Below are 16,632 nucleotides of genomic sequence, written 5' to 3' on the forward strand. Positions count from 1 at the left end.
GTTAACATGACACATTTATATCCGCTTATTGATAATCCTGTAAACCCTTACCGTGATAACGTGCAGGGGAAAGCCAATGAACCCATTACTGTAGCAGGCCTGCTTGACCGTGCAAAACAGACACTCGGTTCCTCCTACGAAGGCGGAAAGCCGGATTGGACACTGGAAGAAATCTATAACCGCCTTGAAATGAATGCCCCGCGCATTGCCATTATCGGAGGTTCATCAGACCACCCGGCACACATAATGGACTATCAAACTTCCTCACGGGCGGCAATCCGCATTTGGCAAAACGGAGGAGTACCCTTTTACTTTTCTACTCCGGTTATGTGTGACGGTACAGCTCAAAGCAATCAGGGGATGAGCTATTCCCTGCAAAGCCGAAACGCTGTTGCTCAAATGGTTGTCAATCAGCTTGAAGCACATAGCTATCATGGTGCATTCGTCATTCAAGGCTGCGATAAACAGCCTCTGGGCGTTGTAAGCGCATTGGCACATGTAGACCGTGTAAGGCGCAGCCGCGGTGAAGCTCCGTTCTTTGCAACATTTGCACCAGCGCATGTTTTGGAAGGCGGTTCGATTCCGGATGATGTCATCGCCGAGCTGGAAGAGCTGGCGAAAAAAGCAGAATTGGAAGGCGCTTCAGATGTGGCGATTGATTTGCGTGACACAATGGCCTATATCTTGCAGTGCTCATCCAATACAGCCTTCCAGGGAGTTTTCGAGCGTGCCTATGAACGGGGCATTATAACCAAAGAACAGCATAAATATTTTGAAATGCGGCTGGCAGTTGCCACATGTGATGGCCAGGGCGGTGTGTGTGCCTTTAATGGAACGGGCAATAGTTCCCGCCATTTAGTAGCCGGAATGGGCCTTGTTCATCCAGCGGTTGAACTGCTGACAGATCCGCCAACACAAAGGCAGATTAATGCCGTTCTTGACAGTTTTGCTACCATGATCAATGAAGAAAAATATGGCGTTTCCAATATTGTTGCTGCAAACATTAAAAATGCCATTCGCATTCACAGTGCCTCCGGCGGTTCAACTAATCTGATGATGCATATCGTGGCAGGCATGCTGTATGGAGGATATAAATTCAGCTTATGGGATCTCGACCGCATTCATCATGAGCACCCGATTCCGGATCTGTTTGATTACAGCCTGACAGAAGGGCGCGATATTTATTCGCTGGCTATGCAGTGCTGCAGCGGTACGAGCAGAGGGATGGAAACACTTTTTTATGAACTAATTGAAAATGGGGTACCAATGGATCAGGATGCACCGACCGTTGCAGCCAGAACATGGAGAGAGCGATTGGCCATTACACAAAGCTTGAAAGCTGTGAGTGTTAAAGAAAACCCAGTTATCCTATCAACGCCGCGCAGGACATTCAGCGGGGTAGATGTGCTGCAAGGAAACTTCTTTGAAAGCGCTGTTGTAAAAATAAGCGGCATGCCAACGCCACAGCTTGACCAGTTCGATGACAAGCTTGCATTCGTCCTTTATTTCGAGAATGAAGATGATGCGAATAGAAGTCTGCTGGACTCAAATCTCTTGAACCATATAAAAGAGAAAAAATTATTTGATCATAACCTGCTCCTTGAAACACTTAAATACAATAATAAGGAAGAATGGGAACTTCTAAAAGAAGAAACATACGAAAAATTGTTTGACGAGATGGCTGAAAAAGGCATTTTAAAAATTTCAGTTGTGATTGCTGGCCAGGGTCCTGTGGCATTTGGAATGCCTGAGATGTTTACGCCAATGCAGCATATTAATGCCAACCGCGTGATGAAAAAGCTGGCAACCATTATCAGCGATGGCCGCTATTCTGGCGTTACATATGGTGCAGCTATCGGGCATATGACGCCTGAAGCCTATGAAGATGGAGGCATTGGTTTCCTTCAGACGGGCGACATTGTTCATCTTCAGCTTCGAGGCCGCCGCATTGATTTTGTAGACAGAGCCCAGTTATTCGCTGGAAACGTTGTTCACTTATTTTCAGACAGCATAAAAGATGATAGACGACCACTTGCAGAAGAGAGAAAACAGCGAATGAAAGCACGCCAGAAGATGGTGGCAGCAAGCAACCGCATGTACGGCCATACAGATGCTGCAAATGGTGTTGTTCCATTGGCTGTCGTGGAAGATGCGGTGCTGGATTATGAAAAAGATATTTTAATTCATGAATCAAGCACGGTTGCAAAATAAGGCAAGCTCGTCAAATATCCTGTAAAATTAGGCTAAATAGAACTAGAGGAGTGAGCAATAATGCCTATTATCCAATCGGTGGAACGCGCATTAAAAATAATGGATTTATTTGACGAGCGGGAGAGAGAATTATCCATTACTGAAATCAGCAAACGAATGAACCTGCATAAAAGCACAGTTCATTCGCTCTTAAAAACCTTACAGGAACAACGGTATATCTCGCAAAATGAGGAGAATGGGAAGTATCGGCTTGGGCTTAAGCTCTTTGAACGGGGCAATATGGTCCTTAGCAACTTTGATTTGCGGAAAGTGGCCAGAAAGCATCTTGAAAGATTATCGGCTACGACAAACCTAACGGTGCATCTTGTGATCCTGGACGGACAGGAAGGTGTTTATATCGATAAAGTGGAAGGAAGCGGTGTTACCGTCTTATATTCCCGCATTGGCCGGCGTGTCCCGGTTCATACAAGCGCGGTAGGCAAATCACTTATTTCAACCAAAACAGACGCCGAACTGGGTCAGTTCCTTAAAAACTATCAATACACAAGACAAACACCGAAATCAATCAGCTCAAAAGAAGAATTATTAGCGGAAATCAACCATGTCCGGATGGCCGGATATTCAGTGGATAATGAAGAAAACGAACCAGGCATTGTCTGCTTCGCTGTTCCGATTAAGGATTATTCAGGCAAGGTTATAGCAGGTATAAGCATGTCTATGCCGGCTACAAAAGTAACAGATGAAATCCGTGAACATTACGTTGGCATTTTAAAAGATTGCAGCAACAGCATTTCACAGGATCTCGGGTATGAATATCAAAAAATTTAAAAAATGACAATCGGTCATTCAGGAGGAACAAACAATGAGAATTATTCGCTACCTAAAAGAAAATGCGAAACAACTTGCAGCTGTAACGAATGAAAATGAAGTAGCAGACCTTCCATTCAACGATTTTATGTCGTTGATTGACAAGGCACGTGAAAATGATAAAACGGCATTTGATATTGTAAAACAAATTGCGGCTGAAGCAGAAAAGCAGCCATTGGATGGCCTTCAGTTAACAACCCCAATCGAAGCTCCAGAAGTGTGGGCATCAGGCGTAACATACAAAAAAAGCAGAGAAGCGCGAAACTATGAAGCCACACAAGGAAAGCTGGATCGTGAGACGTTTTATGACAAAGTCTATGATGCCGTACGCCCGGAAATTTTCTTTAAATCAACTGCTGCAAGAACAGTAGGTCCGAATGATCCTGTTTATCTCCGTTCTGATTCCAACTGGCAAATTCCGGAGCCTGAGCTTGGGCTGGTTATTGATAAGGAGGGGAATGTCCTTGGCTACACAGCTGGAAACGACATGAGCTGCCGGGACATTGAAGGAGAAAACCCGCTTTACCTGCCGCAGGCAAAGGTTTGGAAAAACTCTTGCTCCATCGGGCCGGCAATTGTATTGGCAGAGGCTGTGTCAGACCCTTATGAATTCCAAATTATTTGCCGAATTTACCGGGATGAAGAGCTTGTTTTTTACGGGGATGCGCAAGTCAATCAACTTAAACGGACGCTGGATGAGCTTGTCCATTACTTAGTGCTTGATAATGATATTTTTGACGGAACGGTACTCCTGACAGGAACGTGTGTTGTACCGCCAAATGAATTTACATTAGCCGAAAATGACCGGATTGAAATTGAAATTCCTGGAATCGGCGTTCTGAATAACCCGGTTGTCCAAAGTGAAAAAGCGAGGCAAGCAGCTAAGGGGTGAGGAAATGAGTGAGTACAAAACACTTTATTTAAACGAGAAAGATAGTGTAGCTGTCGCTCTTTCAGATATACCTGCAGAAGCTGAAGTGATTGTCAAAGCAGAGGGCAGCGAAAAAACGGTTAAGATTCTTGAGCCCATCCGCTTTGGCCATAAGTTCGCAGTCAGAGCGATTCCCCAGGGGGATGACATTATTAAATATGGAGAGGTAATCGGGGCGGCAGTCGTCCCGATTGATGCCGGAGAACATGTGCATGTTCACAATCTAGAAGGCAAACGAGGAAGAGGTGACAAGGTTGTTTAATGAAAAACTTCAGTTTTGGGGTTACCGCCGTCCTGATGGCCGCGTTGGCGTAAGAAATCACGTGTTGATCCTGCCAACCATTACTTGCGCGACGCAAACTGCCCAGCGGGTAACAGAGCTTGTCAGCGGAACCGTTACATTCATTCACCAGCATGGCTGTGCCCAGGTTGGCACGGATTATGACCAGACGGCAAGAACATATGCAGGAATGGGGATGAACCCAAATGTTTACGGTGTTATCGTCCTCGGCCTTGGGTGTGAAACCCATCAGGCTCACCGCATTGGCGATGAGATCGCCAAATGCGGCAAGCCGGTGGAAACCGTCTCCATCCAGGATCATGGCGGTACGCTTCAAACCATTGCCGAAGTGGCAAAGATTGCGGTGAAAATGGTTCAGGATGCTTCCATGGTACAGCGGGAGCTTTGTGAATTTAGCGAATTAATCGTCGGTACAGAATGCGGGGGATCTGATGCATGCTCCGGCCTTTCGGCGAACCCTGCTGTAGGACGTACGAGCGATATGATTGTTGAACAGGGCGGGACAGCTATTTTAGCCGAAACAACCGAATTAATTGGTGCAGAGCATTTGCTTGCCAACCGTGCAGCTAATGACTCAGTTGCGAAAAAAGCTTATGCCGTCATTAAAATGATGGAAAATCGTTCGATCCAAATGGGTGTGGACATCCGTACAGGCAATCCAAGCCCCGGCAACATTGAGGGCGGCTTAAGTTCACTAGAGGAAAAGTCGCTGGGAGCTGCGACAAAATCAGGTACAACGCGATTGGAAGAAGTCATTGACTATGCACAAAGGCCAACAAAAAAAGGGCTGGTCTGGATGGATACGCCAGGCCATGACATTGAACAGCTGACAGGTATGGTTGCTGGAGGCGCGCAAATCGTCCTGTTTACCAGCGGGCGCGGCACACCCACCGGATCACCGATCGCTCCGGTTATTAAAATCTCAACAAACACACCAATGTTCGAACGCATGAACGAAAACATGGATCTTGATGCAGGCACCATCGTGGACGGCAAAGAAACGGTCGCCGAAGTCGGCGGGCGTATCATGAATGAAATTCAAGCTGTAGCAAATGGCAAATTGACAAAAGCGGAGATTTTAAAACAGCATGATTTCGGCATCTGGCGAATTGGTCCGACATTTTAATAAATGGCTTGGGTAAGCCTCATTGTTGAGTTGATTGAGGGGGAAGGGAAGGAGCCCTCGAAATTGCATTGGGCATTTCCTTTTTGGATATAAAAACGAGCAAAAATAAGCATTTACCGACTGGAAGTAGAAAAAAACGGCTAAATTACCGAAATTAGCAGATTCCCAAACTCGGATTAGCGGGCCGAATAACATTTACCGGCCAAAATTAGAAAAATACCGGTCAAACTAGAGCATTTACCGGCCAAAATTAGAAAAATACCGGCCAAACTATCGGATTTACCGGCCAAACGGTATTTTACAACAACTCAAATTTGGTTTAACGGATAAATTCATGAATTTATCGGCCAAAACCGGCCAGTTATCGGCCAAACCTTAAGATTTATCGGCCAAATGCTTGTTTTGCAGGATTATTCAGCATCCAGCGGGAGACTCCGCAGTCCCAAATCGCCGAGGATCATCGGACCGCAAGCGGTTGGCTGAGCCCCTTAAGTGGAAATCAACAGGCAAGTTAACCAGAGTTAACAAAGCCTATTAATATTAAAAAGGAGAGGTTAAAACATGAAAACTACCATCGAAACAAAAACATATAGCAACTTTATTAATAATGAATGGAAAGAATCCGCATCCGGGAAAGTCATTACAAGCATTAACCCTGCCAATAAGGAAGCAGTCGGCTATGTTCAAAATTCTACTGAAGAAGAATTAAACCAGGCGGTAGAGGCAGCACACAACGCGAAAAAGGCATGGCGCAAACTGGGCCAGGCAGCAAGAGGCCAGCTATTGTTCCAAACAGCAAACCTTCTGGAAGCAAGGCTGGATGAAATTGCGGAATCCATGACGATGGAAATGGGTAAAACCCTGCCAGAAGCAAAAGGAGAGACAGCAAGAGGGATTGCGATTCTTCGTTACTATGCAGGAGAAGGAATGCGCAAAGAGGGGGACGTGATTCCATCAACAGATAAAGATGCGCTTATGTTCACAAAGCGTGCGCCGCTTGGTGTTGTAGGCGTCATTACTCCTTGGAATTTCCCTGTTGCCATTCCAATCTGGAAAATCGCACCTGCTCTTGTTTATGGAAATACCGTGGTTTTCAAGCCTGCAAGTGAAGCGGCTGTCACTGCTGCTAAGGTGGTCGAGTGCTTTGCAGAAGCCGGCTTCCCTGAAGGTGTCTTAAACTTCGTAACGGGTTCAGGCTCTGTTATCGGCCAGGGATTGATCGATCATCCTAAATTAAATGCTATTACGTTTACAGGATCAGAAAGTGTCGGACAGAGTGTAGCGAAAGCAGCAGCAGCAAGAGGCATAAAGTTCCAGCTGGAAATGGGCGGAAAGAACCCTGTTATCGTTGCGAAAAATGCCAATCTTGACCAGGCAGTTGAAGCGGTTATCAGCGGCGGATTCCGCTCATCTGGACAAAAATGTACGGCCTCAAGCCGCGTAATCGTTGAATCCGAGGTTTATAACGAATTTAAGCAAAAGCTTATCGAAGCATCCGAAAAAATCACAGTCGGCAATGGGCTTGAAAAGGGCATCTGGATGGGGCCTTGTGCAAGTGAAAGCCAATTCAACACGTTCAATAAGTACATTGAGATCGGGAAAAACGAAGGTGCAAGACTGGTACATGGCGGCGAAGTGCTTACAGGGGGAGAATATGATAACGGCTTCTTCGTTAAACCAGCGATTTTTGAAGAAGTGACACCAGATATGACGATTGCCCAGGAAGAGATTTTCGGGCCAGTGATCGCTCTTATTAGAGCCGTTGACCTGGAAGAGGCAATCGATTTGGCGAACAATACGAAATATGGATTGAGCGCATCCATTTTCACTTCAGATATCAGCTCCATTTTGGAATTCATTGATGAAATCGAGGCGGGACTTGTCCGTATTAACGCGGAAAGCGCAGGAGTAGAGCTGCAGGCGCCATTCGGCGGCATGAAAGCCTCAAGCACAGGCTCACGCGAACAGGGTGAAGCTGCGAAAGAGTTTTATACTGCCATTAAAACGGTTTTCATCAAAGGTTCTTAAAGGGATGATTTTGGCACCCTGTTGATTGGAGCGTAAGGTGCGAGACTCCTCGAAAATGCATTCGCATTTTCTTCGTGCGGTGTTAACTCGGGGATGCTTACTCAAAGTCCTGCGGGAGTGCGGATCAAAGGGAGACCCCACAGGCGTGAATGCGCCGAGGAGGCTCCCGGACTGCCCGCGGTTCGCTGAGCACCTGAAGCGGAAATCAACAGGCCAGTTTAACAGAGCTAAAGATTTTAACTCTTTTAGTTAAGTAAGGCATAGAGCTATTTGTGCGCAAAAAGGAGATTTCCGGAATAGAAATCTCCTTTTTATAAAAATGTTGCGAGGTGCCCATATGAAAATTACGAAACTTTCATTATACAAAGTTCCGCCGCGCTGGCTGTTTTTAAAGATTGATACGGATGAAGGCATTTCCGGTTGGGGAGAGCCAGTTGTTGAAGGACGCGCTGAAACAGTGAAGGCCGCAGTCAATGAACTATCAGACTATATCATTGGCCGCAACCCCAATGACATCGAAGACATATGGCAAACACTGTACCGTGGCGGTTTTTACCGTGGCGGTCCGATTTTAATGAGTGCTATATCCGGCATTGAGCAGGCTCTCTGGGATATTAAAGGCAAGTATTACAACATACCAGTCTATGAAATGCTTGGCGGTAAAGCCCGCCAGAAAATTAAAGTGTATTCATGGATCGGAGGCGACAGGCCGGCTGATGTTGCTGCGGCAGCAAGAGAAAAACAAGAACAGGGTTTTCAAGCTGTTAAAATGAATGCCTCGGAAGAAATGAACTACATAGACAGCTTTTCAAAAGTGGATGCAGTCATTGAGCGCGTTGCATCGATTCGCGAGGCGCTAGGAAAAGATTTTGGAATCGGCGTTGATTTTCACGGCCGGATTCATAAAACAATGGCCAAAACACTAGTGAAAGAGCTTGAACCGTACCGCCCTATGTTCATTGAAGAACCGGTGCTGCCGGAAAATAATGAAGCTCTTCGTGAAATAGCGCTTCATACGACCTGCCCGATTGCAACCGGAGAAAGAATGTATACGCGCTGGGGATTTAAGCAGCTTCTTCAAGACGGATATGTGGATATTATCCAGCCTGATCTTTCCCACACAGGTGGTATTTTGGAAGGAAAGAAAATAGCCGCGATGGCTGAAGCATATGATGTGTCCATTGCGCCGCATTGTCCATTGGGTCCAATGACGCTTGCTTCATCGGTTCATCTGGACGCCTCTACCCCAAATTTCATCATCCAGGAGCAAAGCCTTGGCATTCACTATAACCAGGGAATGGACATTCTGGATTATATTAATAATCCTGAAGTATTCGCCTATAAAGATGGCTATGTGAACATTCCGGATCAGCCTGGCCTTGGAATTGAGATAAACGAAGAAAAAGTAAAACAGGCAGCGGAAGTCGGGCATGACTGGAAAAACCCTATTTGGCGCCATGAAGATGGCAGTATTGCCGAATGGTAAGGAGAAGGAGGAGAACATAATGAGCTTTCATGGAATTATCCCCCCGGTCGTCACCTTATTTGACGAAGCCGGAAATCTGGATTTGGAGCTAAACAGACGCTATATTGATAAGCTGATTTCACAGAATATTCATGGTATTTTGCTGATGGGAAGTTCAGGCGAGTTTTCTTCTCTTTCCATCGAAGAGCGGAAGCTTTATGTAAGGGAAATGATTAAACATATCCATGGGCGCGTAAAAGTAATGGTTGGCGTGGGCCATACAGCGCTAAAGGAAGTCCTTGAACTGACTTCCTATGCAGAAGAATTGGGAGCAGATGGTGTATTGGTTGTCAGCCCATACTATTGGAAGCTCTCAGATGAGCAGCTTTACCGTTTTTATTCATCTGTTGCCAGCCAAACTGGGATGCAAGTGTTTATTTATAATATTCCGCAATTAACCGGCCAAAATTTGCCTGTTGAGCTAATTGTAAAATTGGCGAAAGATCACCCGAATATTTCTGGCATTAAGGAAACGGTCGGTGATTTTGGCCACATTCGCCAGGTGATCACAGAGGTGAAGAACGTCCGTCCTGATTTCCTTGTTTTCTCTGCATTTGATGAGCATATGCTGCCTGCGCAAATGATCGGCGCAGATGGCAGCATTAACGGAAGCGCCGTTTTTGCTCCGGAAATATCAGTGGATTTATATGAATCTTATCAAAGAGGAGATTTGGCTGAAGCGGAGAGAAACCACCAGCTGATCTCCAAGCTGATGGATGTTTACACCTATTGCCCGACATTTTTTACAACCATGAAAGAAGCTGTTCACCAGCGCTGGTTTGACACAGCAGCGGGACACCGTGTTCCGTTTGATGTATACCCGGCAAACTTACGTGAAAATGTTAGAAGTCTATTAAAAACTATTGAAATGAAGGAAGGCGTCCAATCATGAAAGAATCCCGCGAATTGCTTGAACAATTAGGCTACCCATCCAGCGATTTTCAAGAATTGCCCATATCCACAAAAAGATTTCCTGACGGTGCACAATACCGTGTTGAAATTCCTAGTGTGGAAGGACCTGAAGCGTTAAAAGCCACGCTTGAAGAAATTGACCGCCTAGGCTTGACGATTCACCGCGTTTCCCAGGGAAGCGGTATTATGCTTCAAACAGATGAAGAAATTAAAGAAATGTGTGATCTGACAGCCGAACGAGGCATGGAGCTAAGCTTATTCGTAGGTCCGCGAGGCACATGGGACATCAGTGCAGCTCCGTTTACATCGGGCGGCAAATCCCAGGCTCTTCGCCATGAAGGAGCCGATCAGCTGGTTTATGCAATGGAAGATTTAAAACGCGGTGCTGCACTTGGCTTAAGGGGTGCGCTTGTGGCTGATGAGGGACTTCTGCTTTTAACAAAAGAAATGAAAAGGAAGGGACAGCTGCCGGAGGACTTCGTTGTGAAGGTATCCGTTCAAATGGGCTCGGCCAATCCAGTATCAGTAAAGTTAATGCAGGATATTGGCGCAGATACCTACAATGTTCCTTCCGCATTGCCGCTGGCTAAACTTGCAGCCATCCGGCAGGCCATTGATATTCCGATCGATTTGTATGTAGAGGTTCCTGATAATTTCGGCGGATTCCTGCGCTACTATGAGATCCCGGAAATCATTCGGGTGCTCGCTCCCGTTTATATTAAATTCGGCCTTCGAAATCATCCGGATGTTTATCCTTCAGGAAAACAATGGGAAAGCACAAATATCTCCCTTGTGAAAGAACGTGTCCGCCGCGCTTCCATTGGCATTCAAATGATTGAACGCTACTATCCGGAAGCAAAAACTTCAGAGCTTGGCGCGAAAGGGCTCGGAATTCCGAAAGTCGAAAAAACGTTAGCTAAATAACAATAGATCCCTGAAGCGGTATCATGCCGTTCCAGGGATTTCTTACTATTATATTAGGAGTGAAATAGGATGGCTTTTAAAGTACTGTTAACAGACTATGAATTTGAGAATCTGAAATATGAAGAAGACGTGTTTGCGGAAAGCGGCCTTGACATTGAATTCATCAAAGCGCAATGCAAAACAGAAGCTGAGGTTGTGGAGCAGGCTAAAAATAAAGATGCCATTTTAAATCAATATGCACCTATATCACGCCGTGTCATTGAATCCCTTGAAAATACCAAGGTTATTTCCCGCTACGGTGTGGGTGTCAACACGATTGATCTGGATGCCGCGAATGCAAAAGGAATTACGGTTGCCAATGTACCTGATTATGGAATGGAAGAGGTTTCGAACCATGCACTGGCACTTTTATTATCATGGGCCCGCAAAGTGACTCTATTGAATAATGAAGTGAAAAAAGGTAACTGGGACTTCAAAGCATGTGTACCGATTCATCGCTTTAACGAGCAGACAGTAGGGGTTCTCGGATTTGGCCGCATTCCACGCAGGTTTATTGAAAAGGTGAAGCCTCTAGGCTTTAAAACGGCAGCTTATGACCCATTTGTTTCAGCAGAAGATATGGCTGCTGCCGGGGTGCAAAAAATGGAGCTTGATGAAATCATACGGGAAGCAGATTATTTATCGGTTCATGTCCCGCTTATTAAAGATACCTTCCATCTATTAAATGAAGAACGTTTCAGGCAAATGAAGAAAAATGCCGTGATCATTAACACTGCCCGCGGTCCGATTATAGATGAAAAGGCACTTATAGCAGCGCTCGAAAAAGGAATCATTGCCGGTGCAGCTCTCGATGTAACAGAAGAAGAGCCGATTAGCCTAGATAGCCCGCTTCTCAACATGGACAATGTCATCATTACTCCGCACAGTGCCTGGTATTCTGAGGAAGCGATGATCGAGCTTCGCCAAAAAGCTGCAAAAAATATCGTTCAGGTTTTAAAAGGTGAAAAAACACCTTACGCATTAACTTAAGAAAGGGTGTGAGTGCTTATGAAAATAGCTGCTTTTTCCGTCCATTCACAGCCGCATATTGGCGTTGTGCAGGAAGAGAGCGCCATCAGTTTAACCTTACTGGGCGGAAATCGATTTCCGCTGTGTGTGAAAACCTTTATAGAAAAAAGCGAAGAGCTGCTGCCGCTTGCTGAAAGTTTAATTGAGCAGCGTGACAATGATGATGCCGTTTTTCCAATCTCTGATGTGAAGATTCTTCCGCCGATTCCATCACCGGAAAAAATCATTTGTGTCGGCTTGAATTATATTGACCATTGCAGGGAAACCGGAATGGAGCCGCCTGCTTCACCGGTGATCTTTTCAAAATATGCAAATGCCATTGTCGGCCATCATGACGCTGTGGAAATTCCCATCAATTCCAATGAGGTCGACTTTGAAGCGGAGCTTGCTATTGTAATAGGCAAAGAAGCAAAGCATGTATCTGAAGAAGATGCAAACGATTATGTTTTTGGCTATACGATTATGAATGACATTAGCGCCCGTGATTTGCAATTTAAAGATGGACAGTGGTCCCGCGGCAAGACAGCAGACACATTTGCCCCGACCGGGCCGGTGATCGTGACAAAGGACGAAGCAGGGGATCCTCACAACCTCTCAATCTCGCTTGAACTCAATGGGGAGATTATGCAGGATTCGAATACAAATAACTTAATATTTACCATTCCGCAAATCATTTCATTCTTATCACAGTCAATGACGCTTAGACCTGGCGATTTAATTGCAACTGGCACTCCTCCAGGAGTCGGAATGGGCAGAAGCCCGAAGTTGTGGCTGAAGGATGGGGACAGAATGAGTATTACCATTGAGAAAATCGGAACGCTTTCCAATTACGTGAAAGGCTGACTACCAGAAGAAAGAGGCTGATAGGCATGGATGTTGTAACAATCGGAGAAACGATGGCTCTATTTACGCCGAATGAAGAGGGCATGCTCCGTCATGCCCATTCCTTTTCGATGAAGTTTGGCGGAGCAGAATCCAATGTAGCAATTGGATTAAGCCGCCTCGGCCACCGCTCAAGATGGATCAGCCGTCTTGGGGAGGATGAGTTCGGCGATGCGATGCAATCATTTATCCGCGGTGAAGGAGTGGATGTTTCCTATGTAACACGCGATCAAACGGCACCGACCGGCGTGTTTTTTAAAGAGTTCAGGCGCTTGAATGATACGCGTGTCTATTACTATAGAAAAGACTCTGCTGCCAGCAAAATGAGTGCTGAATGGCTGCAGGATGACTCCGTTTCAGATGCTGAATATCTTCATATTACAGGGATAACGCCAGGACTTAGTGTAAGCTGCCGGGAAATGCTTGAAAAAGCAATCAGCATTGCCAAAGGAAATGGAACGAAAATTGTTTTTGATCCAAATCTCCGCTTGAAAATTTGGAAGGATGAAGAAGAGGCGCGCTATTTTTTAAAAAAATATGCCTCGGAAAGCGATATTGTCCTTCCTGGCATTTCCGAAGCGGAATTTTTATTTGGCGCTTGTTCACCGGAGGAATATGTTGAAAAATTTCATGCTCTCGGAATTGAAACAGTCATTATGAAACTGGGTAAAGAAGGAGCACTGGTTTCTTCCCAGTCCGTCCCATTGACGAAAATTCCGGGCTTTCCTGTTGAGCGGGTAGTCGATCCAGTCGGGGCTGGCGATGCATTTGCGGCTGGCGTACTTTCAGGGCTGCTGGACGGATTGCCGCTGGATGAAGCGGTACTAAGGGGTAATGCGATGGGTGCAATGGTAACCATGGTGAATGGCGATGCAGAAGGTTTGCCGAATCGATCTGATCTTGCATCCTTTATTAACGGCGGCTTGGACGATGTGACGAGATAAAAAGGAGGAGAATCAGTGAACAGGTTAGAAGAATTAAAGAAGCGCAAAATTGTTGCAGTTATTCGCGGTGCGCAGCCCGATCAAATTTTGCCCATTGCACACGCGCTGCAGGCAGGAGGTGTTAGCACATTTGAAATTACGGTTGAAACGCCAAAGGTGTGCACGCTAATCGAAAAAGTGAAAGAAGAGTTTGGAAATGAGGTCATTGTTGGGGCAGGTACGGTTCTGGACCCTGAAACAGCACGCGCAGTGATTATGTCCGGAGCAGAGTTTATTTTTTCGCCAACCGTTAATGCCGAGACGATTAAAATGGCAAAACGCTACGGTGTCCTCAGCATTCCTGGCGCCCTCACACCGACAGAAATTCTGACTGCATATGAACATGGCGGGGATATTATCAAAGTGTTTCCAGCCAATGTAATGGGCGTTCCTTACTTTAAAAATCTGCAAGGACCACTTCCCCATATCCCATTAATGCCTACAGGCGGCATAAGCGCAGAAAATATCCAGGACTATTTGAAAGCAGGGGCTATTGCTGCCGGTGTGGGCGGTTCACTGGTAAATGCGAAGAATCTTAATTCTAATGAAGATTATTTGAACCTGACTGAAAAGGCAAAGCAATTTTCTGCTTTGGCGGGACATTGAGCCTGGGAAAATGGCTCATGGCCTTATTATAAAGGAGGATACGATCTGTGGACATACACCTCAGTTTAGAAAAAGAGCAGCAGCTGAAAAAGATTTTATCAGATATGGAAAGCGTCATCATTGCCTTTTCCGGAGGTGTGGACAGTACCTATTTATTAAAGGTGGCATTGGATACATTAGGAGAAGAGAATGTTTTGGCTATTACTGCCGATTCCGAGTCTTTCCCTCGCTCTGAACTGGAGGAAACGATTCGAATTGCCAAGGCATTAAATGCACCGCACCAAGTTATAAAAATGTCGGAGCTTTCCATCCCCGGCTATGCCGTAAATGATTCGAACAGATGCTACTACTGTAAAAAAGGGCTGTTTGATGAGCTTTATCCTATTATGATCGAGCAAGGCTACAAGAATTTGACATTTGGCCTTATTAAAGATGATTTAGGTGAACATCGGCCAGGTGTGAAAGCTGCTATGGAAAAAAACGTAAGGGGACCGCTTGCGGAAGCGGATTTAACAAAGGAAGATATTCGTATCCGGTCCAAGGAGCTTGGGCTTGATACTTGGGATAAACCTTCGCTAGCCTGCCTATCCTCCAGAATTGCCTATGGTGAAAAAATCACCATTGAAAAATTAAAGAAAGTGGACCAGGCTGAGCAATTTATAAAAAGCTTTGGCATTAAGCAGGTAAGAGTACGGGTTCACAATGAAATTGCCAGAATAGAAGTAGATCCACAGGATATGGCAAATCTCCTTAACTATCATGAACAAGTTTCTGAAGAGCTGAAACAGCTTGGCTTTAAATATGTGGCTTTGGACTTAACGGGGTATAAGAGCGGCAGCATGAATCAAATGCTGCAATCATCGGCGGCGAAGTAAAGGTTCTTTCTTCTATATATCTCTCGTATGAACCTAGTTGACGATATAATCGAAAAGTTGACGATAAAACGGGCGAGTTATCGATATATCAGGGAAGTTGATGATAAAATGATCAAAGTTGATGATAAAATGATCAAAGTTGATGATAATTAAGAAATAAGATATGAAAATCAAGGCAGAGGGCACATGCTAGCCTGTTAAAATGATCCGGCAGATATATTATTGAAGAAAATGGAGTTTTTTAATAAGAATGCTCTGTTAAATTTGCCTGTTGATTTCAGCACGAGGCACTCCCTTTCCGCGGGCGGTCCGACGCTCCTCGTCGCTTTGCTCCTGCGAGGTCTCCCTTTGATCCGCACTCCCGCAGGACGTTGAATAAGCATCCTCGAATAAACACCGCACGAAGAAAATGCGAATGCATTTTCGAGGAGTTCGTGCCTTCCGCTCCAATCAACAGGGTGCTAAAAACAACAATAAGCTTTAACAGAGCCAATAAGAAAAATGAAATTTTCAAAGAAATACTGTCTTTTTTCGTTAAAAAAAGCATTTCTGACGCTAGAGTCGGCAAATGCTTTTTTATTTTTATGGAATTAAGCTATTTGCTTGAGTGGAATGTTGCTAGGAGTGGATTCGCTTCTTGAGCTGATTAATTTCTGTATCATGCAATCCGCTCTTTTTGCTGAGGTGGTCAATATCAATTTTCGTACCTATTAAAGTATCAGAAATAAAATGAAAGGTTTCTTCATGCTGTTCTAACTTTGTTTCGATGTGCTTAAAATGGCTTCTAAATTCGGCTGCATTGTTGTCGATTTGTTCAGAAAGCGCCCTTACTCTGTCATCAACACTGCCTAATCTGTCCTCAACACTGACTAATTTGCCATCAACAGTGCCTAATCTGTCATCAACAGTGCCTAATCTGTCCTCAACACTGACTAATTTGTCATCAAAACTAACTAATTTGTCCTCAACATTACCAAGCCTTATTTTTACATCAGATAGATCTCCGCCAATAGAATTAAACCCTTCGTCAATTGAAACGAATCTTTCATCAATTGAATCAAATCTTTTTGAATGTTCTTTTAAGGTACTTAAAATTTCATTAAGAATTTTCTCCATTTTTTTCACCTCCTTTTTCGACATTATATCACACGTTATGGGAAATCATGCTGTTTTCCATAGCCGAAAAAACATACTCCGAAAGGACTAATATTGATAAAAAGAGAAATCCTTTCACATCCTAAAAATAATTATGAGAAACAGCTTGCATTAGTCCTTTAATACGGCAGTTCATTGGCATTTACACAGTAAAAACTCCGTGCTATACTCACTGACAGTAAAAATGGAAGATGTACCAGTAAACGGTATCGCATGAAACGTAAATATGGGACGAGCG

General features: G+C 44.9%; 15 protein-coding genes. 14 read left to right on the plus strand and 1 reads right to left on the minus strand.

Annotation, left to right across the window (positions count from 1 at the left end):
- Nucleotides 1-6: 6 nt before the first annotated feature.
- The 14 genes from IQ19_RS05045 to larE all read left to right on the plus strand — a co-directional run bounded on the left by IQ19_RS05045 (nt 7) and on the right by larE (nt 15,239).
- Nucleotides 7-2,211 (plus strand): dihydroxy-acid dehydratase domain-containing protein, encoded by a 2,205-nt coding sequence (locus IQ19_RS05045; protein ID WP_144540518.1) that lies wholly within the window; start codon nt 7-9, stop codon nt 2,209-2,211.
- A 60-nt stretch (nt 2,212-2,271) separates the two neighbouring features.
- Nucleotides 2,272-3,039, plus strand: a complete 768-nt coding sequence (locus tag IQ19_RS05050) for an IclR family transcriptional regulator (protein ID WP_144540521.1) — start codon at nt 2,272-2,274, stop codon at nt 3,037-3,039.
- A 34-nt stretch (nt 3,040-3,073) separates the two neighbouring features.
- Nucleotides 3,074-3,970, plus strand: a complete 897-nt coding sequence (locus IQ19_RS05055) for a fumarylacetoacetate hydrolase family protein (protein ID WP_144540523.1) — start codon at nt 3,074-3,076, stop codon at nt 3,968-3,970.
- A 4-nt stretch (nt 3,971-3,974) separates the two neighbouring features.
- Entirely contained in the window at nt 3,975-4,271 is a 297-nt protein-coding gene (locus IQ19_RS05060) for a UxaA family hydrolase (RefSeq protein WP_144540526.1), read from the plus strand.
- Nucleotides 4,264-5,436: a UxaA family hydrolase gene (locus IQ19_RS05065; protein ID WP_144540529.1), complete on the plus strand. Its 1,173-nt coding sequence runs from the start codon at nt 4,264-4,266 to the stop codon at nt 5,434-5,436. Before IQ19_RS05060 ends, IQ19_RS05065 begins: the two co-directional genes overlap by 8 nt.
- A 561-nt stretch (nt 5,437-5,997) precedes the next feature.
- The gene (gene gucD / locus IQ19_RS05070) at nt 5,998-7,464 is read left to right on the plus strand and encodes an alpha-ketoglutaric semialdehyde dehydrogenase GucD (RefSeq protein ID WP_144540532.1); all 1,467 of its coding nucleotides are present in this window, start codon (nt 5,998-6,000) and stop codon (nt 7,462-7,464) included.
- A 337-nt stretch (nt 7,465-7,801) separates the two neighbouring features.
- Nucleotides 7,802-8,950 (plus strand): galactonate dehydratase, encoded by a 1,149-nt coding sequence (gene dgoD / locus IQ19_RS05075; RefSeq protein WP_144540535.1) that lies wholly within the window; start codon nt 7,802-7,804, stop codon nt 8,948-8,950.
- Between the two features lie 19 nt (nt 8,951-8,969).
- Nucleotides 8,970-9,881: a dihydrodipicolinate synthase family protein gene (locus IQ19_RS05080; RefSeq protein ID WP_144540538.1), complete on the plus strand. Its 912-nt coding sequence runs from the start codon at nt 8,970-8,972 to the stop codon at nt 9,879-9,881.
- Complete coding sequence (locus IQ19_RS05085; RefSeq protein WP_144540541.1) at nt 9,878-10,825, plus strand: U32 family peptidase; 948 nt, start codon at nt 9,878-9,880, stop codon at nt 10,823-10,825. The genes IQ19_RS05080 and IQ19_RS05085 overlap by 4 nt, the downstream gene beginning before the upstream one ends.
- A 69-nt stretch (nt 10,826-10,894) precedes the next feature.
- Nucleotides 10,895-11,854, plus strand: coding sequence for a C-terminal binding protein (locus tag IQ19_RS05090; protein ID WP_144540544.1), 960 nt, complete (start codon nt 10,895-10,897; stop codon nt 11,852-11,854).
- 18 nt (nt 11,855-11,872) lie between these two features.
- A complete protein-coding gene (locus tag IQ19_RS05095; protein WP_144540549.1) occupies nt 11,873-12,736 on the plus strand; it encodes a fumarylacetoacetate hydrolase family protein in 864 nt (287 codons plus the stop codon).
- Between the two features lie 26 nt (nt 12,737-12,762).
- On the plus strand, nt 12,763-13,719 hold the full coding sequence (locus IQ19_RS05100; protein WP_144540552.1) for a sugar kinase: 957 nt from the start codon (nt 12,763-12,765) through the stop codon (nt 13,717-13,719).
- Nucleotides 13,720-13,734: 15 nt separating this feature from the next.
- A complete protein-coding gene (locus tag IQ19_RS05105) occupies nt 13,735-14,364 on the plus strand; it encodes a bifunctional 4-hydroxy-2-oxoglutarate aldolase/2-dehydro-3-deoxy-phosphogluconate aldolase (RefSeq protein WP_144540554.1) in 630 nt (209 codons plus the stop codon).
- A 47-nt stretch (nt 14,365-14,411) separates the two neighbouring features.
- Nucleotides 14,412-15,239, plus strand: a complete 828-nt coding sequence (gene larE / locus IQ19_RS05110) for an ATP-dependent sacrificial sulfur transferase LarE (RefSeq protein ID WP_144540557.1) — start codon at nt 14,412-14,414, stop codon at nt 15,237-15,239.
- 618 nt (nt 15,240-15,857) lie between these two features.
- Here larE and IQ19_RS05115 read toward each other — a convergent pair.
- Nucleotides 15,858-16,355 (minus strand): hypothetical protein, encoded by a 498-nt coding sequence (locus IQ19_RS05115; protein WP_144540561.1) that lies wholly within the window; start codon nt 16,353-16,355, stop codon nt 15,858-15,860.
- Nucleotides 16,356-16,632 lie beyond the last annotated feature (277 nt).

It is taken from the genome of Cytobacillus oceanisediminis (assembly GCF_007830235.1).
Taxonomy (GTDB): domain Bacteria; phylum Bacillota; class Bacilli; order Bacillales; family Cytobacillaceae; genus Cytobacillus; species Cytobacillus oceanisediminis.